Below are 25,284 nucleotides of genomic sequence, written 5' to 3' on the forward strand. Positions count from 1 at the left end.
GGCGACCGGACCCCAGGCCCTACCAGTCGGTGGGGCGGTAATCCTTCAGGAACTGTCCCCACACGTGCTCGCCGGTGTTCAGCCCGGCGATGATCGGATCGACGATGCGCGCGGCGCCGTCGACGATGTCGAGCGGCGGGTGGAAGCGCTCTTCGATCGTCTTGCGCGCGGCGATTTCCACCGGATCCTCGTCGGTCACCCAGCCGGTATCCACGGAATTCATGTGGATGCCGTCGCCGTGGTAATCGGCGGCCGAGGTGCGCGTCATCATGTTGAGCGCGGCCTTGGCCATGTTGGTGTGCGGGTGCCGGGTGGTCTTGAAGTTGCGGTAGAACTGCCCTTCGACCGCCGACACGTTGACGATGTGGCGGTCGCGCGTGGGCGGGCTGCCGTCGCGCGTGCGCAGCATCAGCGGCTTCAGGCGCGCGTTGATCAGGAACGGCGCGATCGCGTTGACCAGCTGCACTTCCAGCAGCTCCACAGACGGCACTTCGTCCATCAGCAGGCGCCATGAGTTACGGCCGCGCAGGTCGACCTGCTGCAGGTCCTGGTCGAGCCGGCCTTCCGGGAACAGGTGCGACTGGCCGAGCAGCTCCTCGGCCAGCAGCGGCACCTGCGACAGTTCGGCGGCGCGGGTCAGGCCCGCGGCCGCCTCGTGGCGCAGGTCGCGGCCGGCCAGCGCGGTGCTGTCGCCTTCGGGCAGCAGGGCGTCGGCGCGCAGGCCTTCGTAGCGGCCGAGCAGGCGCTGCAGGTGCGCGGGCGCGTCGCGCAGGGCCGCGGCCTCCGCCGCCATCATGTGCGCGTAGAACTCCGGCGGGCGGCGCACGGTCTGGCAGGCGTTGTTGATGATGAAGTCGAGGCGGTCGTGCGTTGCCAGCAACTCGCTGCAGAAGGCTTCCACGCTGGGCGTGTGGCGCAGATCGAGTCCGTAGATCTCCAGGCGGTCGTGCCAGTCGGCGAAGTCCGGCTCTTCGGCGTACCGCGCGGCGGAGTCGCGCGGGAAGCGCGTGGTCACGATCAGCCGCGCGCCGCAGCGCAGGAGCTTCAGGCCAGCCTGGTAGCCGATCTTGACCCGGCCGCCGGTCAGCAGCGCGACGCGGCCGGTGAGATCGGTGAGCTCGGTGCGCTTGGCGAAGTTGAAGTCCGCGCAGGAAGGGCACAGCTGGTCGTAGAAATGGTGGATCCGGGTGTACTTCTGCTTGCAGACGTAGCAGTGCTGCGGCTCGAGCGCCTCGTGGTGCGGCGGCACGTCGGCGTCGAGGTCGCGCGGCTGGAAGTCCGCGGGCGGGAAGTAGTTGGGCGTGGTGAACACCGGCTGCCGGCGCAGGGTGCGGATGCCGGTGGCGTTCAGCAGCGCATCGTCATGGGCGTTCTTCGCCTCCACCCGGCTGCGCTTGGCCTGTTTGCGGCGCTGGCGGCGGGCCACGGCATCGACCGGCGCGCCGAGCGCGGCGACCGCGCGGTGCAGGCGCTCGCGGCTGGCGTCGTCGAGCGCGTCGAGCAGCGAGTGGTCGGCGGCGACGGTTTCGAGGGTGTCGGTGGCCAGCTTGAGCCGCGCTGCGAGGGAATCACCGGACAGGTCCGGTCGGGCGTCGAATGCGCCCGGTGGGGTCGTGGTCATCGGCATAGTTTGAGGGCTGGCCGGCCCAAACGACAGCGCCGGGGGCGGGCGCCGCCCGTTGCGCCCGGTCAGACACCGCCCGCGCGGGCGCTCATCCCTTGCCGCCACGGCCATGCCGCGACCCTTATCCTGTGTGCCCCTGCCCCTCCGGACCACGCCCGTGCACGCCCCAGACCGCGAATTCGACCCCGACGACAACTACGCCAGCGGCTTCGATCACGAGATGGAGGTCGACGAGGAGGCCGGCACCGAAGCCCTGGTCTGGCAGCTCCTGCTGCTGATCAATCCGGGCGACGAGGACACCGCGATGCGCCAGTTCGGCGCCTGGCAGGACGCCACCGCGGACGCGCGCGAGGACGAGGTCGAGCCGGTCTGGCTGCTGAAGGACATCATCGACTGGACGTCCGGCTTCCAGATCCACGACGACGACGCGGCGGCCTTCGTCGAGAGCATCACCGAGCTGGTCGCGCGCTGGAACCTGGAGCTCGACTGGGGCGTCGAGGATCCCACCGACGACGAGTTCCTGGACGCGGCGCGGACCCCCGACCTGTTGCACGTGGCCTATGACGCGCTGCGCAGCTACGGCTACACCCTGTGGATCTGGGAGACCGGCACCGACACGATCGCCGGATGGATCACGCTCAGCCGCGACGACGAGGCGCTGCGCGCGATCGCGCCCGCGCTCGGCATCGAGCTGCGGACGGCGGCCCAGGCCTGAGCGGCCCCGCCGCCCCTTCACGCCCGCGTCCACGGCGGCGCGCTTGGATGGCCATCCGCCCCCGCACGAGCCACCGCCAATGCGCAGCATCCTTGTCACGCTCAAGAAGGAACACGACGTCCTCCGTGACCTGTTCGAGCAGATCAATGCCACCACCGACCGCGCGGAGAAGGCGCGGACCGAACTGCTGGAGAAGATCGAGGCCAACCTGATCCCGCACGCCAAGTGGGAGGAGCTGGTCTTCTATCCGGCGTTCGCCGAACGCGCCTCGCACGAGCAGCTGCTGCAGCACGCCGAGGCGATCCAGGAACACCGCGCGGTGGAGCTGACGGTGCTGCCCGACCTGCATGCGTCGGACAAGACCAGCCGCCAGTTCGCGGGTTCGGTCAAGGTGCTGTCGGAGTTCATCGACCACCACGCGCAGGAAGAGGAGAAGGAGATGTTCGCCTCCGCCCGCGAGCTGTTCAGCGCGGAGGAGCTGGCCGAATTCGACGAACAGTACGAGGAATGGAAGACCTCGTTCCTGGCGGCCGGCATCACCACGCACGCCAAGATCAAGACCGGGCTGAAGTCCGTGCTGCGCAATCCGAAGGCGCCGGGCTGACGCACTGCGACCTCTTTCCTGCACCACGGCATGGTGGAGTGCGCGCTTCCCGAGTGAGGCGTTGCCTGCGAGTGCAGGCGTTGGCTGTGAGGGCGAGCGTTGGCCTCGAGTGGATTCTCGCTGCCTGCCACGGATGCAGGGGGGGATGTCCAGCCGGATGTCTCCGCGTCCTGCTCCCAGCATCCGGCGGCCGGCCATCCATGGCCGGCTCTGGACATCCCCCCCTGCATCCGCGGCAGGCGCGACCTTTCCCGCGGTTTTGGGAAGCGAACGCCCGCGTCTGCTCCTGGCGGAGCGCCCTGGACGCCACACCGCTTTGGCGCGTGGCCTGCTGACGGGAAGTCAAGGAGGAGGTGACGGCCCTGTGGGCCGGCACCGGGGGACATGAGCGGCAGCAGGCCATGCGTCAAAGCGCCGCACAACTCCATCCGGGCTTTTCCCCCGCGTGCGGAGAAGACCCAACAAAAAGGGCCCCGGAATCCGGGGCCCTGGAACAGGTCGAATGCTGTTGCGGTCCGCCGCTTTAAGCGACTGGCGACACCCCGGCCGCCTGCGCGCCCTTCGGGCCCTGCGTGACTTCATAGCTGACGCGCTGGCCTTCCTGCAGGCTGCGGAAGCCCTTGGAATCGATCGCCGAGTAGTGCACGAACACGTCCGCGCTACCGTCTTCGGGAGCGATGAAGCCGAAACCCTTGGCGTCGTTGAACCACTTCACTGTGCCGTATTGCATGACTCTTCCTACCTCGTCTGGATGCGGTTGCGTGCGCATGCCTGCAAGGGACCCGCGCACGCGGCCCGAGTATGCAAAGGCCGAACGGCGCGCGCAATCACCCGTCGAGCAGCGCGTCGATGACCGCGGGTAAACCCGAGGTGGCCGCGGCGACGTTGGCGAGCACGTCTTCCAGCGTGATCACCTCGTCGACCTGCGGGCCCGCGCCCGCCGCCCAGTTGGCCACGATCGCGAGGCAGGCATAGTCGAGTCCCAACTCGCGCGCCAGCCCCGCCTCGGGCATCCCGGTCATGCCAACCAGGTCGCAGCCGTCGCGGCGCATGCGCGCGATCTCGGCGCGGGTCTCGAGGCGCGGTCCCTGGGTGGCGCCGTAGCAGCCGCCATCCACGACGCCGACACCGGCCCGTGCCGCAGCGGCGAGCACGTCGCGGCGCAGCGACGGTGCGTAGGGATCGCCCATGTCGACGTGCAGCACGTCGGTGCCGGGCTCTTCGCAGAAGGTCGAAACCCGGCCCCAGGTGTAGTCGATGAGCTGGTCGGGACAGGCCAGCACGCGCGGCCCGTAGGCCGCGGTGATCCCGCCGACGGTGTTGAGCGCGAGGACCCGGCGCGCGCCCAGTGCGTGCAGCGCCGACAGGTTGGCGCGGTAGTTCACCAGGTGCGGCGGCACCGAATGGCCCTCGCCGTGGCGCGCCAGGAAGGCCACGCGCCGGCCGCCGATGTGGCCGAGCCGCACGGGACCCGGCAGCGCGCCGTAGCGCGTCACCGGCTGGTGTTCCTCCGCATCCTGCAGACCGGCCAGCTGGTACAGGCCGGTGCCGCCGATCACGGCCAGCGCGAGCGGCTCCTTGCTGGTGGCCTCCATGCTCATTCGCCCAGCGCGTAGATGGCGGGCAGGTTCCGGCCCTGCTCGTTGTAGTCCATGCCGTAGCCGAAGACGTAGCGGTCCGGCACCTCGACCCCCGACCAGTCAGCGCAGACGCCGTCGACGCAGCGGTCATGCACCTTGGTCGCCAGCACGGCCACGCGCACGTCGGCCGCGCCCTCGTCCTCGCACCAGCGGGTCACCGCCTTCAGCGTGTGGCCCTCGTCGAGGATGTCGTCGACCAGGATCACGCGGCGGCCGCGCATCGGCGTGGCCGGGCGGTGCAGCCAGGCCAGGCGCGAGCCGGTGGTGCTACCGCGGTAGCGGGTGGCGTGCAGGTAGTCGAACTCCAGGTCGAGGCCGCGCTCGCCCAGCGCGAACGCCAACTGCGCGGCGAACGGCATGCCGCCGTGCATGATCGTGACGAACAGCGGCGCGCGTGCATCGCCGGCGTACTCGGCGTGTATCGCCACGGCCATATCGCCGATCGCGGCTTCGAGCACCTCGCGCGCATGGATGAGGTCGGCGTCGACCATCACCTCGGCCAGCGACGGCGCGCTCATGCCGCCACCCCGCCGCCCTGTCGCGCGGATGCCGCGCCATGGCGCCCGTCCGCCAGCAGGCCGTCCCAGCCCAGCGCGCCGCGGCCGAGCAGGCCGGCCAGCGCCATGGTGTTGAGCGCGCGTCCTTCGGCCGCCGCGAGGGATTCCTCCACCAGCTCCGGATGGCAGACCAGGACCACGTCGCAGCCGGCGTCGAGGTGCGCATCCACGCGCGCCTTGATGCCGCCCACGCCATGCGCCGCGGCCATGCCGATGTCGTCGGAGAACACGACGCCGCGGAAGCCCATCTCCGTGCGCAGGATCCCGTCGATCCAGCGCGGCGAGTAGCCGGCGGGCTCGGGTGCGACCTGCGGATAGGCCACGTGCGCCAGCATCACCGCGTCGGCGCCGGCGTCGATGCCGGCAACGAATGGCACCAGGTCCTCGGCGCGGATGACGTCCAGCGGGCGGTCGTCGACGGCGTCGTCGAAGTGCGTGTCCTCGCGCACCGAGCCGTGCCCCGGGAAATGCTTGAGGGTCGCGGCCATGCCCGCCTCGTGCATGCCTTCGACGTAGGCGCGGGTGAAGGCGGCCACCACCTGCGGATCGTCGGAGAACGCACGGTCGCCGATGGCGAGGTTGCCGCGGCCGAGGTCGACCACCGGCGCGAAGCTGAGGTCGACGCCCGAGGCGCGCACCTCGCTGGCCATCAGCCAGGCGTGCTCACGGGCACGCGCCAGCGCGGCGTCCGGGTCACGGGCGTAGTCGCGGCCGAAGCCTTCCAGCGAGGGCAGCGCGCTGTAACCCTCGCGGAAGCGCTGCACGCGGCCGCCTTCCTGGTCGACGCAGACCAGCTGCGGGCGCGGCGCGGCTTCGCGGATCGCCTGTGACAGCTCGGCCACCTGCGCGCGCGAGGCGAAGTTGCGGGTGAACAGGATCACGCCGGCGCAGGCATCGTGCTGCAGCCAGTCGCGCTCCTGCGCGGTGAGTTCGGTACCGGCGACGCCGATGACGAGCATTGGTCTCTCTCCTCAGGTTTCCGGTCCCGCGCGCTCCGCATCGCTCCACAGCGAGTACGGACGCGCGGCCAGGGCCAGATTGTAGTAGCGCGGGCAGTCGGTGGCCTCCACGCCGAGCCAGTCGGGGCACGCGAAGGCCTCGTCGGCGCTGCCGAGTTCGATCTCGGCCACGACCAGGCCGGCGTTGTCGCCCAGGAACTCGTCGACCTCCCACAGGTGCGCGCCGTGGCGCACCAGGTGCCGGCGCTTCTCCACCCGTCCGCCGACGCACAGGTCGAGCAGCGCGCGCGCCTCGTCCACCGGCAGCGGATATTCGAACTCCTGGCGGGTATGCCCGAGCTCGCGCGACTTGATGTTGAGGAAGGCGGCGTCGCCCTCCAGGCGCACGCGCACCGAAGCGCGCTGGCGGCCTTCGTCCATCGACAGCTGGTCGTTGAAGTAGCCCTGCGCCATCGGCACCACGGCGTGGGCCGCCTGGCGCCAGCCGTCGCCGGCGACCAGGAACTTGCGTTCGATCTCGATGCCCATCACCACTCCGCGCGCTTGCTGGATGCGGCCATGGCCGCGATCCGGCCGGGCAGCATATCGCGGCCATGGCCGCTCCTACATGACGCACGCCGTCCGCTTCCCGGCTGGACGCGGCGAGCGGCCCAGGCGGCCCGGGCCGCCTCAGGCGGGTTCGAACACCGCGATCGACTCCACGTGCGCGGTGTGCGGGAACATGTCCATCACGCCCGCCGCGGGCATCCGCCAGCCGCGCTCGCCGACGAGGTACGCGGCATCGCGGGCCAGCGTCTCCGGATTGCAGCTGACGTAGACGATGCGCCTGAGCCCCTGCAGCGGCAGCTGCTGCAGCACCTCCAGCGCGCCGGCGCGCGCCGGGTCGAGCAGCAGCAGGTCGAAGCCCGCGCCCATCCACGGCTGGGCCGACAGGTCCGTAGCGAGGTCGGCGACGTGGAACTGGACGTGGTCCATGTCGTTGCGCGCCGCGTTGGCACGCGCGCGCTCGACCAGGCCGGCGTCGCCTTCGACGCCCACCACTTCGGACGCCTGGCGTCCCAGCGGCAGGCTGAAGTTGCCCAGGCCGCAGAACAGGTCGAGCACGCGGTCGCCGGGCTGCACGTCGAGCAGCTCCAGCGCATGCGCGATCATCTTCCCGTTGAGGTCGCCGTTGACCTGGATGAAGTCCAGCGGCTCGAACGCCAGCTCGACGTCCCATGGCGCCAGGCGGAACGACAGCCGCGGGGCGGCCGGCCACAGCGGCGCGATGGTCTCGAGGCCGCCGGGCTGCAGATAGATGGCGAAGCCGTGGTGCTGCGCGAACGCCGTCAGCGCCGCGCGGTCGCCCTCGCCCAGCGGCTCGAGATGGCGGAACACCAGGGCGGTGGCGTCATCGCCCGCGCTGAATTCGATCTGCGGGATGGCGCTGCGCGCGTCGAGGCCGTCGACCAGCGCAGACAGCGCGCCCAGCTGCATCCCGACCTGCGGGACGACCGAATGGCATTCCACCAGTTCGGCGACGAAGCGTGCGTCGCGCTCGCGGAAACCCACCAGGGTCCGGCCCTTCTTCTCCACCCGGCGCACCGACAGCCGGCCCTTGCGGCGATAGCCGAAGAGCGCGCCGGCGAGCGGAGGTAGTTCCGTTTCCGCGCGCACGCCCGCCTGGGCGAAGCAGTCGGCCAGCATCCGCGCCTTGCCCGCGACCTGCCGCGCCGGGGCCAGGTGCTGGAGGCTGCACGCGCCACAGACACCGAAGTGCGGACAGCGCGGCTGGACGCGGTCGGGCGAGGCGTCGATCACCTCGAGCACCTCGGCCTCGTCGAAGCGGCGGCAGCGCCGGGTCTGGCGCGCGAGCACCCGCTCGCCCGGCAGTGCGCCAGCGATGAACACCGTCTTCTCCGCGTGCGGGTGCCCCTCGGGTCGCCGGGTGATGCCGCGCCCGTCCGGACCGAGTCCGAGGATCACGGCCTCGAAGGGCGTCTGGTCGATGCGGGCCAATGCGCTGCTGCCGGTACGGTGGGCCGCGCATTGTCTCAAACCCGCACCGCGACGCGCCGCCCCGCCCTCCCCCGCGCGCGCCTCCCCTGCCCTGTAGGAGCGGCTACAGCCGCGATCGATCCACCAGGTCGTCCCGGAATCGCCTGGACAGGTCCGCGCGAACATCGCCTGGACCGGCTCCGCGCGATCGCGGCTGTAGCCGCTCCTACACCGCTCGGGTGCTACTTCTGCTTCCAGCTGTTGCCCTGCTGGTACCACCAGCCGCCGCGCGCGCTGGCGATCCACTGCCGGGCGAACACCTCGCGGATCTGCGGCTCCCACTCGGGATGGCCGTTGGCCACCGCCACCTCGCGGTAGACCGCATTGCGGTCGCGGTTGTCGTCGGCGACCGCGGCGTTGACCGCCACGCGGTCCTTCAGCGGCAGCGAACCCGCATCGCGCACCACGACCAGGCCGTCGCCGCCGAAGCCCAGCGCGCCGCTGTCGAAATGCGGCCGCAGGGTGGATGCGAAGCGCGATTCCATGCGCTGCTGGATCGCCTGGATCGCCGGCGTGCGGATGGTGATGTCCGGCGTCTGCGCATGCACCGGCGCGATGCCGAGCAGGATCCACGGGTCGAACGCCAGGCCACCGGACGCGGCCGCGCCCTCGAGCGCCATCCCTCCCGGCATGCCGCCGGGCTGGTCCACGGGCTGCGCGGGCGCGGGCGCTGCGCCGTCCTCGCCGATCACGTTCTCGACGAACTCACGCGCCGCCTCGCGCGCCTCCGCCGCGGGGAAGTACACGTTGATGGTCACGCAGGCGGTGAGCGCCAGCGCGGCGACGAAGGGCAACCCGGTCCAGCGCATGCAGTCCTCCTCGGACGGTCAGTCGAACACGGGCGAGACTTCGCCCGATCCCGCGGCCACCACGCGCTCGACCAGGGTTTTCCAGTCGACGCGGCGGTTGTAGCCGACGATGTCCAGGCGCGGCAGCCCGGCGCCCTCGACGATAACAAACCCGCTGCCGCGAGGCTGAAGCCCCGCCATCGTGCAGACGCCGTTGGCCAGCCGGCAGGAGATGCCGATGCGGCGATAGCCGAAGTCGTCGAACAGAGCCAGCAGCTGGCCCTGCAGGCTGGCGGTGAACGAGGCGTCGCCGACGCTGGAGATGTCCTGCACCGCGCGTTGGCTGATGCGCTGGCGCACGCCGCGGCGCGGCTCGGTGTGCAGCTCGGCGTCGAAGGCGGCGGGCTCCCAGTCGACCAGGCGCAGGCCGTCGATGCGGCCGTGCAGGCGGCCGCTGATGCCGCCGACCTCGAGCACGCCGGTCAGCGCCTGGAGGTCGAGCCCGTCGAGGGCGATGTCGGCCAGCAGCGTCGGCGCGACGCCGAACGGGCGCTCCATCGCCAGCGACGACACCCGCACCTCGCCGTCGAAGGCGCGGGCCACGACGCCGCCTTCGAAGTCCAGGCGGTCGCCGACGTAGCGCGCGCTGGGGATGTGGCCGGACAGGGTCCCGGGAAAGGCCGGGAGCCCGAGCGCGGAGGCCAGCGTGGCCATGTCCAGCGACTCGACGCCGAGTGCCGCCTCCACCAGCAGCGGACCCTTGCTGCCCGGCGGGCGCAACCGCAGCGCGGGAATGTCGAGGCGGCCATCGAGGATCGCGATGCCGACGCCCTCGCGCAGGTGCAGCTCGCCATCGCTGCTGCGCCACGGCAGGCGCGCGGGACCGAAGGGGATGGCGCCGATGGCCGCGGACTGCCAGCGGAGCTCGCTGTCGACGCGGCCTTCCGACACCAGGCGCACGTCGCCGTCCAGGCCCTGGAAGCGGAAGCGCCCGTCGGGCGCGGCGACGTCCAGCCCGCGGGCGCGCAGCGCGAAGCCGGCCAGCGCACCGTCGATGATCTCCACGTCGGCGTCGAAGCCGCCGGTGAGCGCCAGCCCGGTCAGTCCGGCCTGGCCCAGCCAGCCCGAGAGGTAGCGCTCCGGCAGCCGCGCCGCCTCCGCGCTGCGCAGCGACAGCGCCAGTGCGCGCACGCCCGCGCCATCGAGGTCCGCGCGGCCCTGCACCTCCAGCACGCCCGGGTCGCGGGCGAGGAACGCGTCCAACGCCCAGCCGTCGGCCACGCCATGCGCGCGCAGGCGTACCGGAACGGGCGTTGCCGGCAGCACGAAGTAGCCGCTGCCGAACAGCAGCTCGCCGCCCAGCAGCTCGCCGTCGATGGCCAGTTGCGGACCGGCCTCCGCCGCCAGCCAGTCGATGCCGAGCCGCGCGCCGAGTCCGGCCCCGGCCTGCGTCCCGTCGGCGCTGTCGAAGGCGCCGCCGTCCAGCGCCAGTTCGCCGGTGAGCCGCATCGGCGCCGCGTCCGGAACGCGCAGCTCGAGGTGGCCCCCCAGGCGGCCGTCCCCGAGCCGCACGCCGGGCCATGCGCGCCGGGCCAGTGCTTCGGCCCAGGCCACCGGCACGCGCGTGATGTCGATGGCGAAGAGATCCGGCGCGGCATCGTCACGGCGCAGCGCAAGCCGCGAGCCGCCAGCACCCGACAGCGCGGCGGACACGCGCCCCGGAGGCAGCGCCAGCTCCAGCCGCAGCGGCGCGCCGCGCCCCTGCCTCAACTCGCCCGCACAGGCCCAGCCGCCCTGGCCGTCGCGGCGCAGCGGGCAACGCCACGACAGCGCGGCGAAGTGCTGTCCCAGGTCGGGCGCGTCCGCGCGCTGCGCCGTGATGCGCAGCTCGCCCACCTCGGCGTCTGCGGGCCAGTCCAGCCGCACCTGCACGCCCTGCAGCGTCGCCACCGGCGTGGACACGCTCGCCATCCGCGCCACCAGCGCACGCGCATGCGCCGGGCTCGCGGACAGCAGCGCAAACGCGGCGAGCAGGGGTAAGATCCACGCGGGCATGGCAGCCAGAGTAGCGACAGGAGGGGACGCGCCGATGAAACCACGCATCCTGCTGGTCGAGGACGACCACACCACCGCCGCCTTCCTCGCCGCCGCGGCGGAAGGCCTGCCGGCGACCGTCGACACCGTCAACACCCGTTCGGCCGCGCGCGCCCAGGCCACCAACATCGCGTATGCGCTCTGGCTGGTCGATGCCCACCTGCCCGACGGCGATGGCGCGGGGCTGCTCGCCGAGCTCCGTGGCCTCGGGCTGGACACGCCGGCGATCGCGCACACCGCCGCCCGCGACGACGAGGTCCACCGCGCACTGCAGGACGCCGGCTTCGACGCCGTGCTGGTCAAGCCGCTGGCCGCTGCGGCGCTGCGCGCGGCGCTGGCCGGCGCGCTGGCCGGGCGATCCTCGCTGCGGGTGGCGGAGGCGGCGGTCGCTTCACCGCTGGACACGGCCGGCCTGCACGCCTGGGACGACGTCGCCGCGCTGCGCGCGCTCAACGGCGAGCGCGCGCACGTCGACGCGCTGCGCCAGCTGTTCCTGGCCGAGCTGCCGGCCGCCCACGGCCAGGTCATGGAGTCGGTCCGCACCGGCCGGCACGACAGCCTGCGCGATGTCCTGCACCGCCTGCGCGCGAGCTGCGGCTTCGTCGGCGCGGCGCGGCTGGGACGGGCGGTGAGGACGCTGGAGGACGCGCCCGACTCGGATGCGGCGCTCGGCGGCTTCGACGCCGCGGCTCAGGAACTGCTGCCACCCTGAGGCCCGCCCTGGCCCACGCGGCCAAGGTCGCCCAGCAGCTGCCACGACGCCAGCGGGCGGCCACCCAGGTGCGATTCAAGCACCTCGCGCAGCACCCGGCGGAGTCCGCCGAGGTCCTCGGCCGGGGGCGCGACGTCGTCCGACAGCGCGAGCAGCGCACGGCCGGTGGCGCTGCGCTCGCGGTCGCCTCCGCGTTCCCCGCGCACGCGCACCGGTCCGTGTCCCGGGTCCAGCCGGTAGCGGGCGGCGGGATCCACCGGATCGCCATCGCCCTCGTGGCCGTAGTCGAGCCCGACGCCGATGCCGTCCAGCAGGTCGCGCTCGAAGCGGCGCAGCGTCCAGGCCAGCGGCTCGCCCGCGCCCAGGCGGGCGCGCAGCGCCGCGTAGGCCGCGTAGAGCTCGGGCTGCGGGTCGTGCCGCGGTGCCAGGCGCAGCACCAGTTCGCTGGCGTAGAAGCCGGACAGCATGGCCTCGCCCTGCAGCCGGGGGGCGACGTCCAGGGCCTCGGCGGAATTCAGATGTGCCAGCTCGCCCTTCTGCACGGCATCGAAGCGGATGTACTGCATCGGCTGCAGCGCCGCGCGCAGCGCCTGCTTCTTCGGCGCCCGCACGCCGCGCGCCACCAGGCCCATGCGGCCCTCCTCCGCGCACAGCACTTCGACCAGCAGGCTGGTCTCGCGCCAGGCGCGCGCGTGGAGGACAAAGGCATGCTCGCCGGCGATCCGCATGCGCGCATTGTAGGAGCGGCTACAGCCGCGATCAGGGGTTCGTGATGGCCGCGGCCGTGATCGCGGCTGTAGCCGCTCCTACAGTTTCAAGCGGCGGGCTATTTGTCGTAGCCGAAGCTGCGCAGCGCGGCCTCGTCGTCGGACCAGCCGGCGCGCACGCGCACCCAGGTTTCCAGGAACACCTTGCAGCCGAACAGGCGCTCCATCGAAAGCCGCGCCTTGCTGCCGATCTCGCGCAGCCGCGCGCCGCCCTTGCCGATCACGATCGCCTTCTGGCCGTCGCGCTCGACCCAGACCACGGCGCCGATGCGCATCATCGGGCCGGACTTCGTGTCCTCTTCGCTGAAGGACTCGATCTCCACCGTGGTCGAGTACGGAAGCTCCGCGCCAAGCTGGCGCATCAGCTGCTCGCGCAGCAGTTCGGCCGCGAGGAAGCGCTGGCTCTTGTCGGTGATCTCGTCCTCGGCGTAGGCCGGCTCGCCCTCGGGCACCAGGCCCAGCAGCTCGGCAACCAGCGCATCCAGGCCGGTGCGCTTGAGTGCCGACACCGGGTGCACGCCGGCGAAGTCGCGGCCGTCGGTCACCTTCTGCAGGTAGGGCAGCAGCGCGGCCTTCTCGCGGATGCGGTCGACCTGGTTGACGACCAGCACCACCGGCACCTTCGCCTCGCGCAGGGCCTCGTACGCCAGCGTGTCCTCCTCGTCCCAGCGGCCCGCCTCGACCACCAGCACCGCGGCATCGACGCCCTCGAGCGCGCCGCGCGCGGCGCGGTTCATCATCCGGTGCATGGCCGACGCCGACTGCTTGCCCGGTGCGCGATGCACGCCGGGCGTGTCGACCAGCTGCAGCTGGCCCGCCGGGAAGGTGGCGATGCCGAGCAGGCGATGGCGCGTGGTCTGCGGGCGGTTGGAGACGATGCTGACCTTGGCGCCCACCAGGGCGTTGACCAGGGTGGACTTGCCGACGTTCGGCCGGCCGACGACGGCGACCGCGCCGCTGCGGCTGGCGGCTGGGGTGTTCATGGTTTTGCGGATTCCAGTTGGGACAGGATCGCCGTGGCGGCGTCCTGTTCGGCGGCGCGGCGGGAGCTGCCGCTGCCTTCGGCCTCGAGCGCGGGCTCGGTCAGCAGGCAGCGGACAAGGAAGATGCGGGCGTGTTCCTCGCCACTTTCGGACACGAGTTCATAGCTGGGCAGCGGACGCTGCCGCCCCTGCAGCCACTCCTGCAGCCGGGTCTTGGGGTCCTTGCCGAAGCCACCGGCCGGCAGCGCCGCGACTTGCGGTTCGAACCACGGCAGCACCGCGCTGCGGCAGGCCTCGAAGCCGGCATCGAGATAGATCGCGCCGACCACCGCCTCGAGCGCATCGGACAGGATCGAATCGCGGCGGTGGCCGCCGGACTTCATTTCGCCGGGACCCAGGGTGATGCGGGCGCCGAGTTCCAGGTCGCGCGCGATCCGCGCCAGCGAGGATTCGCGCACCAGCTCGGCGCGTGCGCGGGTCATCGCGCCTTCGTCGGCCCTGGGCCAGCGCAGGTACAGCACTTCGGCCACGATCAGCCCGACCAGCGCATCGCCCAGGAATTCCAGGCGCTCGTTGTGCGGGGCGCCGGCGCTGCGGTGCGTCAGCGCCTGCGCGAGCAGCGCGGGATCGCGGAACGCATGTCCCGCGATGCGCGCACCGGGATCAATCGACCGCACCGGTCCTGGTCAGCATCTGCGTGGACTCGAACTTGCCCACGACGTCGAGGTTGCCGATCAGCTCCTTGCGGACCTCGTACTTCACGTCCATCTGCCAGCCGGCGCCGACGCGCTTGAGCTTGACGTGTTCGGGCTTCACGTTCTCCGAGTAGCTGATGTACAGCCGGCGGAAGAACAGGTCCTGGATCTTGCGCGGCTCGGTGTTGGCGATGCCGGGCTCGTTGGCCAGGCCCTTCATCGCCGAGCGGACGCTGTAGTACTCCGAATACATCGGGAACAGCTTCATGCCGACGTAGGCGAACAGGCCCACGACCCCCAGCACGATGATGAACCCCAGCAGGGTGATGCCGCGTTGCGAATTCCTCATTGCCCTCTCCCCTCGATCCCCGTTGCGATTGGTCATTGCCGCGCCCGTTTCCCCGTGCCGCTCAGAGGCGCGTGCCGATGCGGTCGAAGTCGACGCCGCCGGCGGCGCTGTCGAAATTCATCCACACCAGGAACGCCTTGCCCCGGAGCTGGGTCTCCGGCAGCGTGCCCCAGAAGCGGCTGTCGTCGCTTCTATCACGATTGTCGCCCATGACGAAATATTCGCCTTCGGGCACCGTCCACTCGCCCACGCCGTGGTGCGCGAACATCGGGCTGTCGATCTCCAGCACCTCGTGGCGGCCATCGCCGCCGAGGTCCTCGGCCAGCAGGCTGGCGCCGCTCATTTCCTCGCCGCGGCCCTTGCCGACGTACGCGCCGATCGGCTGGTAGGCCGAGGCCTCGCCGTTCACGTAGAGGACGTTGTCACGGTAGGCGATGGCGTCGCCAGGCAGGCCGACGACGCGCTTGATCCAGTCCTGGTCGGGGTGCGCCGGCGGGCGGAACACCACCACGTCGCCGCGCTCGGGCAGGCCGATCTCGATCACCTTGCGGTTGTTCACCGGCAGGCGCAGGCCGTAGGCGAACTTGTTGACCAGGATGAAGTCGCCGATCAGGAGCGTCGGCATCATCGAGCTGGACGGAATCCGGAACGGTTCGGCGATGAAGCTGCGCAGCACCAGCACCACCGCCAGGATCGGGAAGAACGCCCGCGCGTAGTCGACGACCACCGGCTCGCGGCCTTCGTCGAGCAGGCCGGCGCGCGCCTTGCGCGCCTTCGCGAAGAACAGCCGGTCGAGCAGCCAGATGATGCCGGAGGCGAAGGTCAGCAGGACCAGCCCGAGTTCGAACCACTTCATGCGTCCACCCCGTCCGCGGCGCGCCGGTCGGCCGCCGTCACTTGTTGTCCACCTGGAGCACGGCGAGGAAGGCCTCCTGCGGGATCTCCACCCGGCCAACCTGCTTCATGCGCTTCTTGCCTTCCTTCTGCTTCTCCAGGAGCTTCTTCTTGCGGCTGATGTCGCCGCCGTAGCACTTGGCCAGCACGTTCTTGCGCAGCGCCTTGACCGAGCTGCGGGCGATGATCTGCGAGCCGATGGCGGCCTGGATCGCGACGTCGAACTGCTGGCGCGGGATCAGTTCCTTCATCCTGTCGGTCAGATCGCGGCCACGGCGGTCGGCGTGGCTGCGGTGGACGATGATCGACAGCGCATCGACCTTGTCGCCGTTGATCAGCGTGTCCACGCGCACGAAGGGGCCGGCCTCGAAGCGTACGAAGTGGTAGTCGAGCGAGGCATAGCCGCGCGACACCGACTTCAGGCGGTCGAAGAAGTCCAGCACGACTTCCGCCATCGGCAGCTCGTAGCTGATCTGCACCTGGCTGCCCAGGTACTGGATGCCGACCTGGCTGCCGCGCTTCTCTTCGCAGAGGGTGATGACGTTGCCGACGTAGTCCGGCGGCGTGAGGATGTTGGCGCGGATGATCGGCTCGCGCACTTCCTCGATCTTGTTGGTGGGCGGGAGCTTCGCCGGGTTGTCCAGCGACATCACCTCGCCATCGGTCAGCAGCACTTCGTAGACCACGGTCGGCGCGGTGCTGATGAGGTTCAGGTCGTACTCGCGCTCCAGGCGCTCCTGCACGATCTCCATGTGCAGCATGCCGAGGAAGCCGCAGCGGAAACCGAAGCCCATCGCCTCCGAGCTTTCCGGCTCGAAGCGCAGCGCGGCGTCGTTGAGGCGCAGCTTTTCCAGCGCTTCGCGCAGGTCCGGGTAGTCGTCGGCGTCGACCGGGAACAGGCCCGAGAACACGCGCGGCTGCATCTCCTGGAAGCCCGGCAACGGGTGCGGCGCGGGATCGTTGGCGAGCGTGAGCGTGTCGCCGACCGGCGCGCCGTGCACGTCCTTGATCGAGGCGTTGATCCAGCCCACCTCGCCGGCGCGCAGCGCCGCGGTTTCCTTGCGCTTGGGCGTGAACACGCCGACCTTGTCGACCTGGTGGGTGCGCCCGGTCGACATCACCAGCATCTTGGCGCCGGCCTTGATCTCGCCCTGCATCACGCGCACCAGCGAGACCACGCCCAGGTAGTTGTCGAACCAGGAGTCGATGATCAGCGCCTGCAGCTTGTCGGTGTCGCGCGGCACGGGCGGCGGGATGCGGTGCACGATGGCTTCGAGCACCTCCTCGACGTTGAGCCCGGTCTTGGCGCTGACCGCCACCGCGTCGGTGGCGTCGATGCCGATCACCGCCTCGATCTCGGCCTTGGCGCGCTCGATGTCAGCGGTGGGCAGGTCGATCTTGTTGAGCACCGGCACGACTTCCAGGCCCTGCTCCACCGCGGTGTAGCAGTTGGCGACCGACTGCGCCTCCACGCCCTGCGCGGCATCGACCACCAGCAGCGCGCCCTCGCAGGCGGCCAGCGAGCGGCTGACCTCGTAGCTGAAGTCGACATGCCCGGGGGTGTCGATGAAGTTGAGGTGGTAGGTCTGGCCGTTGCGCGCGGTATAGGGCACCGACACCGACTGCGCCTTGATGGTGATCCCGCGCTCGCGCTCGATCGGGTTGTTGTCGAGCACCTGCGCTTCCATCTCGCGCGCGGTCAGGCCGCCGCAGAGCTGGATGATGCGGTCGGCAAGCGTCGACTTGCCGTGGTCGACGTGCGCGATGATGGAGAAGTTGCGGATGTTCCGCATCGATTCGGGGGGCATGGGCGGCAGTCGTGGGCCGGATTCCGGCCGGGTTGAGTCGAACGGAACATTGTCGCACAGCGCGGGGCCGGGCCCTCAATGATCGCCAGCTCCCGGCTCGCCAGGAATAGTGTCGTTCTGTCCGGGCGGACTTCGTTGGCAGGCTTGCCAAGCGGACGCGTCCGGCCGTAATGGGCGCGCGCGCCGCCTGGCGTGGACGCAGGGGGTGTTCGGACAGCCAGAAGTCCGCTTCCTGCTTCCAATTCCGGCCGCCGGCCATCCATGGCCGGCTCTGGGCGTCCCCCTGCGCCCACGCCAGGCACCACCACCTCGGCGGCGCCTGACAGCGTGTTTCCTGTGGGAGCGGCTACAGCCGCGATCGCCGTTGCTGTGGCTGCTGCCTTGGCGTTGGTGTCACCGTTGCTGCTGCTGTCGCTGTTGCTACTGCTGTTGCTACTGCTGTCGCTGCTGCTGTCGCTGTTGCGGTCGCCGCGGCCCTTGACCTCCGCTCCCGAAGCCGGAAATCGTCACAGCCCGTCCCGCGCACAGGGGGTGTGCGGACAGCCGGCCATGGATGGCCGGCGGCCGGCCGTGGGAGCAGGACGCGGACAGGACGGGGGAGCACACCCCCTGTGCGCGGGACGGGCCGCGCGGATCACAACGGAGCAGCTTCTCCCTCGCAAAGGCGGCACTGGCGATGACCGATCGCGGCTGTAGCCGCTCCTACAGGACAGTCTGGAAGGATAGGGGCCGGTTGCCCGGCCCCTCGTCCCTTACTTCGCCTCGTCGCGCGGCGTGACCGCGATGAACTGCGTGCCGCCGCTGCGGTTGCGCACCAGCAACATCACGGTCTCGCCGGCCTTGGCCTTGCCGAGTTCGCGGTCGAGCTCGGCGGGGTTCGCCACGTTGGCGCGGCCGACCTGCAGGATCACGTCACCCGGCTGGATGCCGGCGCTGCGCGCCGCCAGGCCCTCGACGCGGGCCACCGCCACCCCTTCATCCGGCTTGAGGTCGAGGCGGCGGCGCTGCTCGGCGCTGAGCTCGCTGCCGACCACACCCAGGGGATTGCTCGACCTGGCCGCCGGCGCGCCGGTGGACGGGGCGCGCGGTCCGGCCGCCAGGCCCTCGTCCAGCTCGCTCAGGGTGACCGTGACGTCGCGGGTCCGGCCCTCGCGCCAGATCTTCACCGCGACCCGGCTGCCCGGCGCCTTGGCGCCGATCATCGGCGGCAGGTCGCTGGACTGGCTGATGGCCACGCCGTCGACCTCGCGGATCACGTCACCGCGCTCGATGCCGGCCTTGGCCGCCGCGCCGCCCGCCACCACGTCGGCCACCAGGGCCCCGCGGGTGTCGGGCAGGCCGAGACCCTGGGCGGCATCGGCACGGATCTCCTGCACCTGCACGCCCATCTGCCCGCGACGCACCTGGCCGGTGGCCTTGAGCTGGTCGGCGACGTTCATCACCACGTCGATCGGGATCGCGAAGCTCACCCCCATGTAGCCGCCGGAGTTGGAGAAGATCTGCGAGTTGATGCCGATCACCTCGCCGCTGGTGTTGAGCAGCGGGCCACCGGAGTTGCCGCGGTTGATCGCGACGTCGGTCTGGATGAAAGGCACGTAGCGCTGGTTCGCATACTGGTTGGCACGACCCACGGCGCTGACGATGCCGGCGGTGACCGACTGGTCGAGGCCGAAAGGCGAGCCGATCGCGACCGCCCACTGGCCCGGCTTCACGTCATTGGCCCGGCCGGCGCGCAGGAACGGCAGGCCGCTGGCGTCGATCTTGAGCACGGCGACGTCGGACTGCTCGTCGCTGCCCACCACGTCCGCATCGAAGCCGCGGCGGTCGGGCAGCGTGACCCGCACCGCGGTGGCACCGTCGACCACGTGGTGGTTGGTGATCACGTAGCCGTCGGCCGAGACCAGGAAGCCGCTGCCCATGGACAGGCCGCCGCGGCCGCCCGGGTCCTGCGGCGTGCCCGGGAACGGCGAGCCCGGGCCGAAGAAGCGGCGGAAGAACTCCGGCATGTCGTCGGGCAGCTGCTGCTGCTGCGCCTGGCGGTTGCCGCGCGGACCGACGGTGACCTCGATGTTCACCACGGCCGGGGCAACGCGGTCGACCAGGCGGGTGAAATCAGGAAGTCCGGTGACCAGCGGGACCGCGGGCACGGCGCTGGCGGCCTGGCCCTGCGAGGACTGGGCGGTGGCGGCGGGCAGCACCACGGCGGCGGTGCCGGCCGCGGTGAGGGCCACGAGGGCGACGGCGAAGACGGGGGATTTCATCAACTCGGTAACCTCGATGTTCGTTTTCTGGGATGGCGTTCGCAGGCGGCTCGCACGCGGCTGGAACGCCGAGGCGCGGAGGGCATGGCCAGCCGCGGAGCTGTCAGTCGGTCTCGCCCGGCCGCGGGCCGGAGGCGGGATCCGCTTCTTCCGCCCCGGTGCCCGCCGCTCCGGACGGCGGCATCGCCGGGCGGGCGGGCGACGCACGGTCGACGCCCAGGCGCGGCTGGAACGGGGCGAATGCCTCGGCCTGCGGCAGGCCGTAGCCGGCGGCGAACGGCTGGCCACGCGACAGGCCCGGCAGCACCGCGCGCGGCCAGGGCCGCGCCTCCGCGGCCGGTCCGCCGAACAGCGCCTCGCCCTCCGGCGTGACATGCGCGGACGACCCTGCGGCCAGCACGGGCAGGCTGGCCGAGAGGACGGGGGCCTGGCTCGCGGACATCGGCGGTGCCAACGGGGCAGCCGCGGCCACCGCGGTGCGTGCCGGCGCATCGGCGCCCTGGCCGCGCCGCAGCGCCGCGCGCTGGACCTGGCTGCGCGTGCTGGCGCGTCCGGTCGCACGGCGCGGCACCTCGGCGACCGCCACCACCGCCGGCGCCGTTGCCGCCAGCAGCGCGGCCGCGTCAATGGCCTCCGCAGGCGCCCGGGTCGGGGATGCCGGCGTCACCACCGTCTCCGCGACCTCGGCAAGGCGGGTCGCATCCACCTGGTCGGGGGCCGGACGCGCCGCGGCGGCGGCTTCGACGATCTCCGGCCCCTGCGGATCCGGGATCTGCCGCGCCATGAACAGCGACACGAGGGCCACCGAAGCGGCCAGCGCGCCACCACCCCAGCGCAGCAGCCGATGCCCGCGGCGCTGCACCCGGGCCGCCGCGGCCGCGGTCGCCGCGCCGCTGTCGCCTGCCGGCGTGGCGATCGCATCGGCCACCCGCCTGGAGAAGTCCGCCGGCAGCAGCGCGTGGCCGCGCCCGCGCAGCACGTCGCCGCAGACCTGCCAGCGCTCCCAGCACGCGGCGAGCTCGGTGTCGTGCTGCAGCCGGCGCAGCATGAAGCGCGCCTGGTCGGGGGACAGTTCGCCGTCCAGCATCGCCGACAGCTGCCGGCGGTTGTGGGCGTACAGCCGGTCGGGCGCGACCTGCGGGAATTCGATGTCGATGTCGTCGTTGTGGTGGCTCATCTCGTCCTCATCGCGCCGCGCGTTCGGGCGCGGACTCGGGTTCCATCAGCGGCTTGAGTTCCAGGTCGATCGCCTCGCGGGCCCGGAAAATCCGGGAGCGGACGGTCCCGATCGGACAGTCCATGCGCGTGGCGATGTCCTCGTAGCTCAGCCCTTCGACCTCGCGCAGGGTGATGGCCGTGCGCAGCTCCTCGGGCAGGGCTTGGACCGCGCGCAGCACCGTTTGTTCCATCTGCTGGCGCATCAGCTCGCGCTCGGGCGTGTCGTGGTCGCGCAGGCCGGTGGCGACGTCGAAGTGCTCGGCATCGTCCGGATCGATATCGTCGGTCGGCGGACGGCGGTTGCCCGCCACCAGGTGGTTCTTCGCGGTGTTGACCGCGATCCGGTGCAGCCAGGTGTAGAACTGGGCGTCGCCGCGGAAGTTGCCGATCGCGCGGTAGGCACGGATGAAGGTCTCCTGCGCGACGTCCTGGCATTCGCTCCAGTCCCGGACGTAGCGGCCGACCAGCGCCGCCACGCGGTGCTGGTACTTGCGCACCAAGAGGTCGAAGGCGGCCATGTCGCCCGCCTGCACGCGGCGCACGAGTTCCTGATCTGGCGGACTGCTGTCGATCTCGGCCATGGGCCGGCACTCTCCTGGGAACCGGCCCTGGGACCGGATATGACCTTCACGCAGGCGGAAAGTTCCACCCTGCACGATGATCTGGGGCCGGGTTCAGCCGCCCGCAAGCCGCCGCCCCCGCCGCGTCGCGATTTGACGCCGGTGAAAGGGACTCTGGATCATAGGCAGTTCCCATACCCTTACGGATGGTTCCGCATGATTGCTGGACTCGATGGTCTGCGCTTCAGCCACTGGCACGCCGAGCAGCGCCCTGACGGCGTCGTCCTGCTGACGTTCGACCGCGGCGGGGAGTCGGTCAACACCTTCGCCCAGGACGTCCTGGTCGAACTCGACACCCTGCTCGAGCGCCTGGCCCTCGACCCGCCCAGGGCGCTGGTGCTGCGCTCGGGCAAGGCCAAGGGCTTCATCGCCGGGGCCGACATCCGCGAGTTCGCCGAGTTCGACGCCCGCGGCACGATCGGTGATTCCATCCGCCGCGGCCAGCAGGTGTTCCAGCGGCTGGCCGAGCTGCCCTGCCCGACCGTCGCGGCCATCCACGGCTTCTGCATGGGCGGCGGCACCGAGATCGCGCTGGCCTGCCGCTACCGCGTCGCCAGCTCCGATCCCTCCACGCGCATCGGCCTGCCCGAGGTGAAGCTGGGCATCTATCCGGGCTGGGGCGGCAGCGTGCGCCTGCCTCGCCTGGTCGGCACGCCCGCGGCCATGGACATGATGCTGACCGGCCGCACCCTGTCGGCGTCGGCCGCGAAGGCGATCGGCCTGGTCGACCGCGTGGCCGAGCCGGCGGGCCTGCTCGACGCGGCGGTGGATGTCGCCCTCAAGGGCGTCGAGCGGCCCGTCCGGCAGCGCTTCATGGGCTGGGCGACGAACACCTGGCTTGCGCGCCAGCTGCTGGCACCGATGCTGGTCAAGCAGGTCGCGCGCAAGGCCCGGCGGGAGCACTATCCGGCGCCCTACGCGCTGATCGAGACCTGGCGCCGCACCGGCGGTGGCATCCAGGCCCGCCTGGCCGCCGAGCGCAAGTCGGTGGTGAAGCTGGCCGGCACCCCGACCGCGCGCAACCTGACGCGCGTGTTCTTCCTGCAGGAGCGCCTGAAGGGGCTCGGCGCGGCCGCACCCGGGAGCGCCGGCGGCAAGCCGGCGGCGGGCGGCATCCAGCGCGTGCACGTGGTCGGCGCAGGCGTCATGGGCGGGGACATCGCCGCCTGGTCGGCGCTGAAGGGCTTCGACGTCACCCTGCAGGACCGCGAGCAGGCCTATATCGACACGGCCATGGCGCGCGCGCAGGAGCTGTTCGCGAAGAAGGTCAAGGTCGATGCGAAGCGTCCCGAAGTGGTCGCGCGGCTGAAGTCCGACCTCGCCGGCGCGGGCGCGGCCGAGGCCGACCTGGTGATCGAGGCGATCATCGAGCAGCCACAGGCCAAGCGTTCGCTGTACGCGGGCGTGGAGCCGCAGCTCAAGGCCGGCGCGCTCCTCACCACCAACACCTCCTCGATCCCGCTCGACGACCTGCGCACCGGCCTGGCGCGCCCCGCGCAGTTCGCCGGCCTGCACTACTTCAATCCGGTGGCGCTGATGCCGCTGGTCGAGATCGTGCGCCATGACGGCATGGACCCGGACACCGAGCACCGCCTGGCGGCGTTCTGCAAGGCGATCGACAAGCTGCCGGTGCCGGTCGCGGGCACGCCCGGTTTCCTCGTCAACCGCCTGCTGTTCCCCTACATGCTCGAGGCCGCCACCGCGTACTCGGAGGGCATCCCGGGCGCGGTGATCGATCGCGCCGCGGTGAAGTTCGGCATGCCGATGGGGCCGATCGAGCTGATCGACACCGTCGGCCTGGACGTCGCGGCCGGCGTCGGCGCGGAGCTCGCGCCCTTCCTCGGCCTGCCGATCCCGGCGTCGCTGTCGACGCCGCCCGAAGCGGGGCGTCGCGGCAAGAAGGACGGCCAGGGCCTCTACACGTGGGAAGACGGCAAGCCGAAGAAACCCGAGGTGCCCAAGGACTACACAGCGCCGGCCGACCTCGAGGACCGCCTGATCCTGCCGCTGGTCAACGAAGCGGTGGCGGCGCTGCACGAGGGCGTGGTGGCCGATGGCGACCTGCTGGACGCCGGCGTGATCTTCGGCACCGGCTTCGCGCCCTTCCGCGGCGGCCCGATCCAGTACGTGCGCGAGACCGGCGTGGAAGCGGTGCTGCTGCGGCTCAAGGCGCTGCAGGCCGTGCACGGCGACCGCTTCGCGCCGCGCCCGGGCTGGGACTCCCCGGCGCTCCGGCGCTGAGCGGCCGCTAGAATCGCGACGCCGTCAGGCGGACGTCCGCGTGCCGCCACGCCTGCGCGAGCTGGCGTTCGACGTCCGCCACGCCGTCCTGCCGGCGCTGCGCGCGCAGGCTCTGCGCCAGCCCGAACAGTGACCAGCCGTTGTCGGGATTGCGCCGCAGCTCTTCGCGGTACACCGCCTCGGCCTCGGCCGGCCGTCCCGCGGTGAGCAGCACGGCGCCCAGCGAGTGGCGCACCGGTGCGTGCCAGCCCGGGGGTTCGTCGTAGGGAATCGCGTCCTCGATGGCCGCGGCCTCGCGCAGCGCGCCAATGGCCGCGGCGTGGTCGCCGCGCGCGGATGCGATCTCCGCGGTCAGCGAGCGCTCGGCGATGCGCACCGCGTGGGTGAGCGGATAGCGGTCCCAGACGGTGAGCGCATCCATTGCCGGATCGGCGGCCAGCGGGCGCAGCGCCGCCAGGTAGCGGCCGGCGTCGTCCATGCGTGACTGCCGGACCGCGGCCACGCCCTGGGCCCAGGTCCAGATCGCGGTCACATAGGGCAGGTCCGGCGCCGGGTTCGGCCCGGCCGCGATCTCGTCCCAGCGACCGAAGCGCACGCGCGCGAACCACGGCGTCATCCAGTAGTGCTGCAGGCCGGCGAAACCCGGCTGGCGCATGAGCTCCGGCAGCGCGGTGCGCTCGGCGGTGTGCCGGGCCGCTTCGGCGGCCAGCGCGCTGTTGCCCTCCATGCTCGCCGCGAACCAGAGGAAGTGGTGGTTGTGCGGGACGTAGCCCAGCGGATAGACGCCCTGGACGTTGCCGCGGCAGAGCGCGAGATAGGCGTCGTCGGCCTCGATCGCGCGCTGGTTGGCGAGCACCGCGTCGTGCCAGCGCCCGACGCGCGCATAGATATGCGCCGGCATGTGCACCAGGTGTCCCGAGCCGGGCACCAGCGTGCGCAGCCGGTCGGCGGCCGCGGCACCGCGCTCTGGATGGGCCGACGCCTCCACCGCGTGCACGTACAGGTGCAGCGCGCCGGCGTGCTCCGGCTGGCGCGCCATCACGCCTTCCAGCCGCTTCACCACTTCGGCGGTATGGCCCTTGGGCTGCAGGTTCGCGTCGTAGTAGTCCCAGGGCTGCAGGTCCATCAGCGCTTCGGCGTGGAGCACCGCGGCGTCCGGATCGTCCGGCCGCCGCTCCGCCATCACCCGGGTGGCCGCGGCATAGGCTTCGTCCAGCGGACGGCGATCCTCCGGCGGCTGGGCCGCATAGCGGGCCGACAGCGCGGTGATGAAGGCCTGCTCGCGCGCACCCGCTTTCGGGGCCAGCGCGATGGCCCGCTGCAGGCGCAGCCAGGCATCGGTGTTGTCGGCAGGATCCATGGCGGCGTTCACGTGCGGCCCCAGCACCAGCGCCGCGCCCCACCAGCACATCGCGCAGTCGGGATCGAGCTCGGTGGCCCTGAGGAAGGCGCGCTCGGCGGCGTCGTGGTTGAAGCCGTAGGTGAGCGCGAGTCCCTGGTCGAACCAGCGCTGCACCGCCGGGTGCCGGCTGGTGACGGGGAAGCTGTAGTCGCCCAGGCCGTCAAGCAGCACCGCGCCGACGAGGGCCATTTCAGGCGGGGAGACCACCGGCTCGACGGTGGCGGGAGGCGCCTGCCGGCAGCCGGCACAGGCCAGGGCGAGCAGGAAGGCGAGTGAGGACGGGGCGAAGCTGCGCGGAGAGGCCATGGCGGTCTCC

23 protein-coding genes are annotated in these 25,284 nt (G+C 71.7%); 4 read left to right on the forward strand and 19 right to left on the reverse strand.

The features are described 5' to 3' along the window. Positions 1-19 precede the first annotated feature (19 nt). On the reverse strand, positions 20-1,621 hold the full coding sequence (locus JG616_RS09465; protein WP_199392427.1) for an SDR family oxidoreductase: 1,602 nt from the start codon (positions 1,619-1,621) through the stop codon (positions 20-22). A 160-nt stretch (positions 1,622-1,781) separates the two neighbouring features. Between JG616_RS09465 and JG616_RS09470 the strand changes: the two genes are divergently transcribed. Together JG616_RS09470 and JG616_RS09475 are read left to right on the forward strand one after the other, a co-directional pair. After that, positions 1,782-2,339: a hypothetical protein gene (locus JG616_RS09470; RefSeq protein ID WP_343225008.1), complete on the forward strand. Its 558-nt coding sequence runs from the start codon at positions 1,782-1,784 to the stop codon at positions 2,337-2,339. A gap of 79 nt (positions 2,340-2,418) precedes the next feature. Next, entirely contained in the window at positions 2,419-2,943 is a 525-nt protein-coding gene (locus JG616_RS09475) for a hemerythrin domain-containing protein (protein ID WP_199392428.1), read from the forward strand. 523 nt (positions 2,944-3,466) lie between these two features. Here the strand turns inward: JG616_RS09475 and JG616_RS09480 are convergent. From JG616_RS09480 to JG616_RS09515, 8 genes are all read right to left on the reverse strand, one after another. Beyond that, positions 3,467-3,673, reverse strand: a complete 207-nt coding sequence (locus JG616_RS09480) for a cold-shock protein (protein ID WP_144893142.1) — start codon at positions 3,671-3,673, stop codon at positions 3,467-3,469. 97 nt (positions 3,674-3,770) lie between these two features. Then, positions 3,771-4,538 carry an S-methyl-5'-thioinosine phosphorylase gene (locus JG616_RS09485; RefSeq protein WP_199392526.1) on the reverse strand — a complete coding sequence of 256 codons (768 nt, stop codon included), beginning with the start codon at positions 4,536-4,538 and terminating at the stop codon, positions 3,771-3,773. 2 nt (positions 4,539-4,540) lie between these two features. Further along, positions 4,541-5,101, reverse strand: coding sequence for a hypoxanthine-guanine phosphoribosyltransferase (locus JG616_RS09490; protein ID WP_199359958.1), 561 nt, complete (start codon positions 5,099-5,101; stop codon positions 4,541-4,543). Beyond that, a complete protein-coding gene (nagZ, locus tag JG616_RS09495) occupies positions 5,098-6,099 on the reverse strand; it encodes a beta-N-acetylhexosaminidase (RefSeq protein WP_199359957.1) in 1,002 nt (333 codons plus the stop codon). Before nagZ ends, JG616_RS09490 begins: the two co-directional genes overlap by 4 nt. 12 nt (positions 6,100-6,111) lie before the next feature. Beyond that, positions 6,112-6,627, reverse strand: a complete 516-nt coding sequence (locus JG616_RS09500; protein WP_199392429.1) for a CYTH domain-containing protein — start codon at positions 6,625-6,627, stop codon at positions 6,112-6,114. Between the two features lie 141 nt (positions 6,628-6,768). Beyond that, positions 6,769-8,097 carry a 23S rRNA (uracil(1939)-C(5))-methyltransferase RlmD gene (gene rlmD, locus JG616_RS09505; RefSeq protein WP_234446489.1) on the reverse strand — a complete coding sequence of 443 codons (1,329 nt, stop codon included), beginning with the start codon at positions 8,095-8,097 and terminating at the stop codon, positions 6,769-6,771. 221 nt (positions 8,098-8,318) lie between these two features. Further along, positions 8,319-8,945, reverse strand: a complete 627-nt coding sequence (locus JG616_RS09510; protein WP_199359954.1) for a YdbL family protein — start codon at positions 8,943-8,945, stop codon at positions 8,319-8,321. An 18-nt stretch (positions 8,946-8,963) separates the two neighbouring features. Continuing rightward, complete coding sequence (locus JG616_RS09515; RefSeq protein ID WP_199392430.1) at positions 8,964-10,979, reverse strand: hypothetical protein; 2,016 nt, start codon at positions 10,977-10,979, stop codon at positions 8,964-8,966. Positions 10,980-11,013: 34 nt separating this feature from the next. On the opposite strand from JG616_RS09515, the gene JG616_RS09520 reads away from it, so the two are divergent. After that, the gene (locus JG616_RS09520; RefSeq protein ID WP_234446490.1) at positions 11,014-11,730 is read left to right on the forward strand and encodes a response regulator; all 717 of its coding nucleotides are present in this window, start codon (positions 11,014-11,016) and stop codon (positions 11,728-11,730) included. Here JG616_RS09520 and recO read toward each other — a convergent pair. The 9 genes from recO to rpoE form a co-directional block, all read right to left on the reverse strand. Continuing rightward, on the reverse strand, positions 11,709-12,458 hold the full coding sequence (gene recO, locus JG616_RS09525; protein ID WP_199392431.1) for a DNA repair protein RecO: 750 nt from the start codon (positions 12,456-12,458) through the stop codon (positions 11,709-11,711). The two genes, JG616_RS09520 and recO, sit on opposite strands and share 22 nt — an antisense overlap. A gap of 98 nt (positions 12,459-12,556) precedes the next feature. Then, complete coding sequence (gene era, locus JG616_RS09530) at positions 12,557-13,480, reverse strand: GTPase Era (RefSeq protein ID WP_199359950.1); 924 nt, start codon at positions 13,478-13,480, stop codon at positions 12,557-12,559. Next, positions 13,477-14,157: a ribonuclease III gene (rnc, locus tag JG616_RS09535; RefSeq protein WP_199359949.1), complete on the reverse strand. Its 681-nt coding sequence runs from the start codon at positions 14,155-14,157 to the stop codon at positions 13,477-13,479. The genes era and rnc overlap by 4 nt, the downstream gene beginning before the upstream one ends. Next, positions 14,144-14,524 carry a DUF4845 domain-containing protein gene (locus JG616_RS09540; protein ID WP_199359948.1) on the reverse strand — a complete coding sequence of 127 codons (381 nt, stop codon included), beginning with the start codon at positions 14,522-14,524 and terminating at the stop codon, positions 14,144-14,146. Before JG616_RS09540 ends, rnc begins: the two co-directional genes overlap by 14 nt. Positions 14,525-14,585: 61 nt before the next feature. Continuing rightward, the gene (gene lepB / locus JG616_RS09545) at positions 14,586-15,380 is read right to left on the reverse strand and encodes a signal peptidase I (protein WP_199359947.1); all 795 of its coding nucleotides are present in this window, start codon (positions 15,378-15,380) and stop codon (positions 14,586-14,588) included. A gap of 37 nt (positions 15,381-15,417) precedes the next feature. After that, on the reverse strand, positions 15,418-17,211 hold the full coding sequence (lepA, locus tag JG616_RS09550; protein WP_199392527.1) for a translation elongation factor 4: 1,794 nt from the start codon (positions 17,209-17,211) through the stop codon (positions 15,418-15,420). A gap of 767 nt (positions 17,212-17,978) precedes the next feature. Further along, positions 17,979-19,487 (reverse strand): Do family serine endopeptidase, encoded by a 1,509-nt coding sequence (locus tag JG616_RS09555; RefSeq protein WP_199392432.1) that lies wholly within the window; start codon positions 19,485-19,487, stop codon positions 17,979-17,981. Positions 19,488-19,590: 103 nt separating this feature from the next. Next, positions 19,591-20,664 (reverse strand): sigma-E factor negative regulatory protein, encoded by a 1,074-nt coding sequence (locus tag JG616_RS09560; protein ID WP_199392433.1) that lies wholly within the window; start codon positions 20,662-20,664, stop codon positions 19,591-19,593. Positions 20,665-20,671: 7 nt separating this feature from the next. Then, a complete protein-coding gene (rpoE, locus tag JG616_RS09565; protein ID WP_199392434.1) occupies positions 20,672-21,286 on the reverse strand; it encodes an RNA polymerase sigma factor RpoE in 615 nt (204 codons plus the stop codon). A 195-nt stretch (positions 21,287-21,481) separates the two neighbouring features. On the opposite strand from rpoE, the gene JG616_RS09570 reads away from it, so the two are divergent. After that, positions 21,482-23,566 (forward strand): 3-hydroxyacyl-CoA dehydrogenase NAD-binding domain-containing protein, encoded by a 2,085-nt coding sequence (locus JG616_RS09570; protein WP_199392435.1) that lies wholly within the window; start codon positions 21,482-21,484, stop codon positions 23,564-23,566. A 7-nt stretch (positions 23,567-23,573) separates the two neighbouring features. Here JG616_RS09570 and JG616_RS09575 read toward each other — a convergent pair whose 3' ends face one another. Beyond that, the gene (locus tag JG616_RS09575) at positions 23,574-25,274 is read right to left on the reverse strand and encodes a hypothetical protein (RefSeq protein ID WP_199392436.1); all 1,701 of its coding nucleotides are present in this window, start codon (positions 25,272-25,274) and stop codon (positions 23,574-23,576) included. Positions 25,275-25,284 lie beyond the last annotated feature (10 nt).

The sequence above is a fragment of the Luteimonas sp. MC1895 genome (genome assembly GCF_016457215.1).
Taxonomy (GTDB): Bacteria; Pseudomonadota; Gammaproteobacteria; order Xanthomonadales; family Xanthomonadaceae; genus Luteimonas.

Coding starts and splice junctions, on each gene's coding strand:
- JG616_RS09465 (WP_199392427.1), bottom strand. CDS start 1,621: ATGACCACGACCCCACCGGGCGCATTCGACGCCCGACCGGACCTGTCC.
- JG616_RS09475 (WP_199392428.1), top strand. CDS start 2,419: ATGCGCAGCATCCTTGTCACGCTCAAGAAGGAACACGACGTCCTCCGT.
- JG616_RS09480 (WP_144893142.1), bottom strand. CDS start 3,673: ATGCAATACGGCACAGTGAAGTGGTTCAACGACGCCAAGGGTTTCGGC.
- JG616_RS09485 (WP_199392526.1), bottom strand. CDS start 4,538: ATGGAGGCCACCAGCAAGGAGCCGCTCGCGCTGGCCGTGATCGGCGGC.
- JG616_RS09490 (WP_199359958.1), bottom strand. CDS start 5,101: ATGAGCGCGCCGTCGCTGGCCGAGGTGATGGTCGACGCCGACCTCATC.
- nagZ (WP_199359957.1), bottom strand. CDS start 6,099: ATGCTCGTCATCGGCGTCGCCGGTACCGAACTCACCGCGCAGGAGCGC.
- JG616_RS09500 (WP_199392429.1), bottom strand. CDS start 6,627: ATGGGCATCGAGATCGAACGCAAGTTCCTGGTCGCCGGCGACGGCTGG.
- JG616_RS09510 (WP_199359954.1), bottom strand. CDS start 8,945: ATGCGCTGGACCGGGTTGCCCTTCGTCGCCGCGCTGGCGCTCACCGCC.
- JG616_RS09515 (WP_199392430.1), bottom strand. CDS start 10,979: ATGCCCGCGTGGATCTTACCCCTGCTCGCCGCGTTTGCGCTGCTGTCC.
- JG616_RS09520 (WP_234446490.1), top strand. CDS start 11,014: ATGAAACCACGCATCCTGCTGGTCGAGGACGACCACACCACCGCCGCC.
- recO (WP_199392431.1), bottom strand. CDS start 12,458: ATGCGGATCGCCGGCGAGCATGCCTTTGTCCTCCACGCGCGCGCCTGG.
- era (WP_199359950.1), bottom strand. CDS start 13,480: ATGAACACCCCAGCCGCCAGCCGCAGCGGCGCGGTCGCCGTCGTCGGC.
- JG616_RS09540 (WP_199359948.1), bottom strand. CDS start 14,524: ATGAGGAATTCGCAACGCGGCATCACCCTGCTGGGGTTCATCATCGTG.
- lepB (WP_199359947.1), bottom strand. CDS start 15,380: ATGAAGTGGTTCGAACTCGGGCTGGTCCTGCTGACCTTCGCCTCCGGC.
- lepA (WP_199392527.1), bottom strand. CDS start 17,211: ATGCGGAACATCCGCAACTTCTCCATCATCGCGCACGTCGACCACGGC.
- JG616_RS09555 (WP_199392432.1), bottom strand. CDS start 19,487: ATGAAATCCCCCGTCTTCGCCGTCGCCCTCGTGGCCCTCACCGCGGCC.
- JG616_RS09560 (WP_199392433.1), bottom strand. CDS start 20,664: ATGAGCCACCACAACGACGACATCGACATCGAATTCCCGCAGGTCGCG.
- rpoE (WP_199392434.1), bottom strand. CDS start 21,286: ATGGCCGAGATCGACAGCAGTCCGCCAGATCAGGAACTCGTGCGCCGC.
- JG616_RS09570 (WP_199392435.1), top strand. CDS start 21,482: ATGATTGCTGGACTCGATGGTCTGCGCTTCAGCCACTGGCACGCCGAG.
- JG616_RS09575 (WP_199392436.1), bottom strand. CDS start 25,274: ATGGCCTCTCCGCGCAGCTTCGCCCCGTCCTCACTCGCCTTCCTGCTC.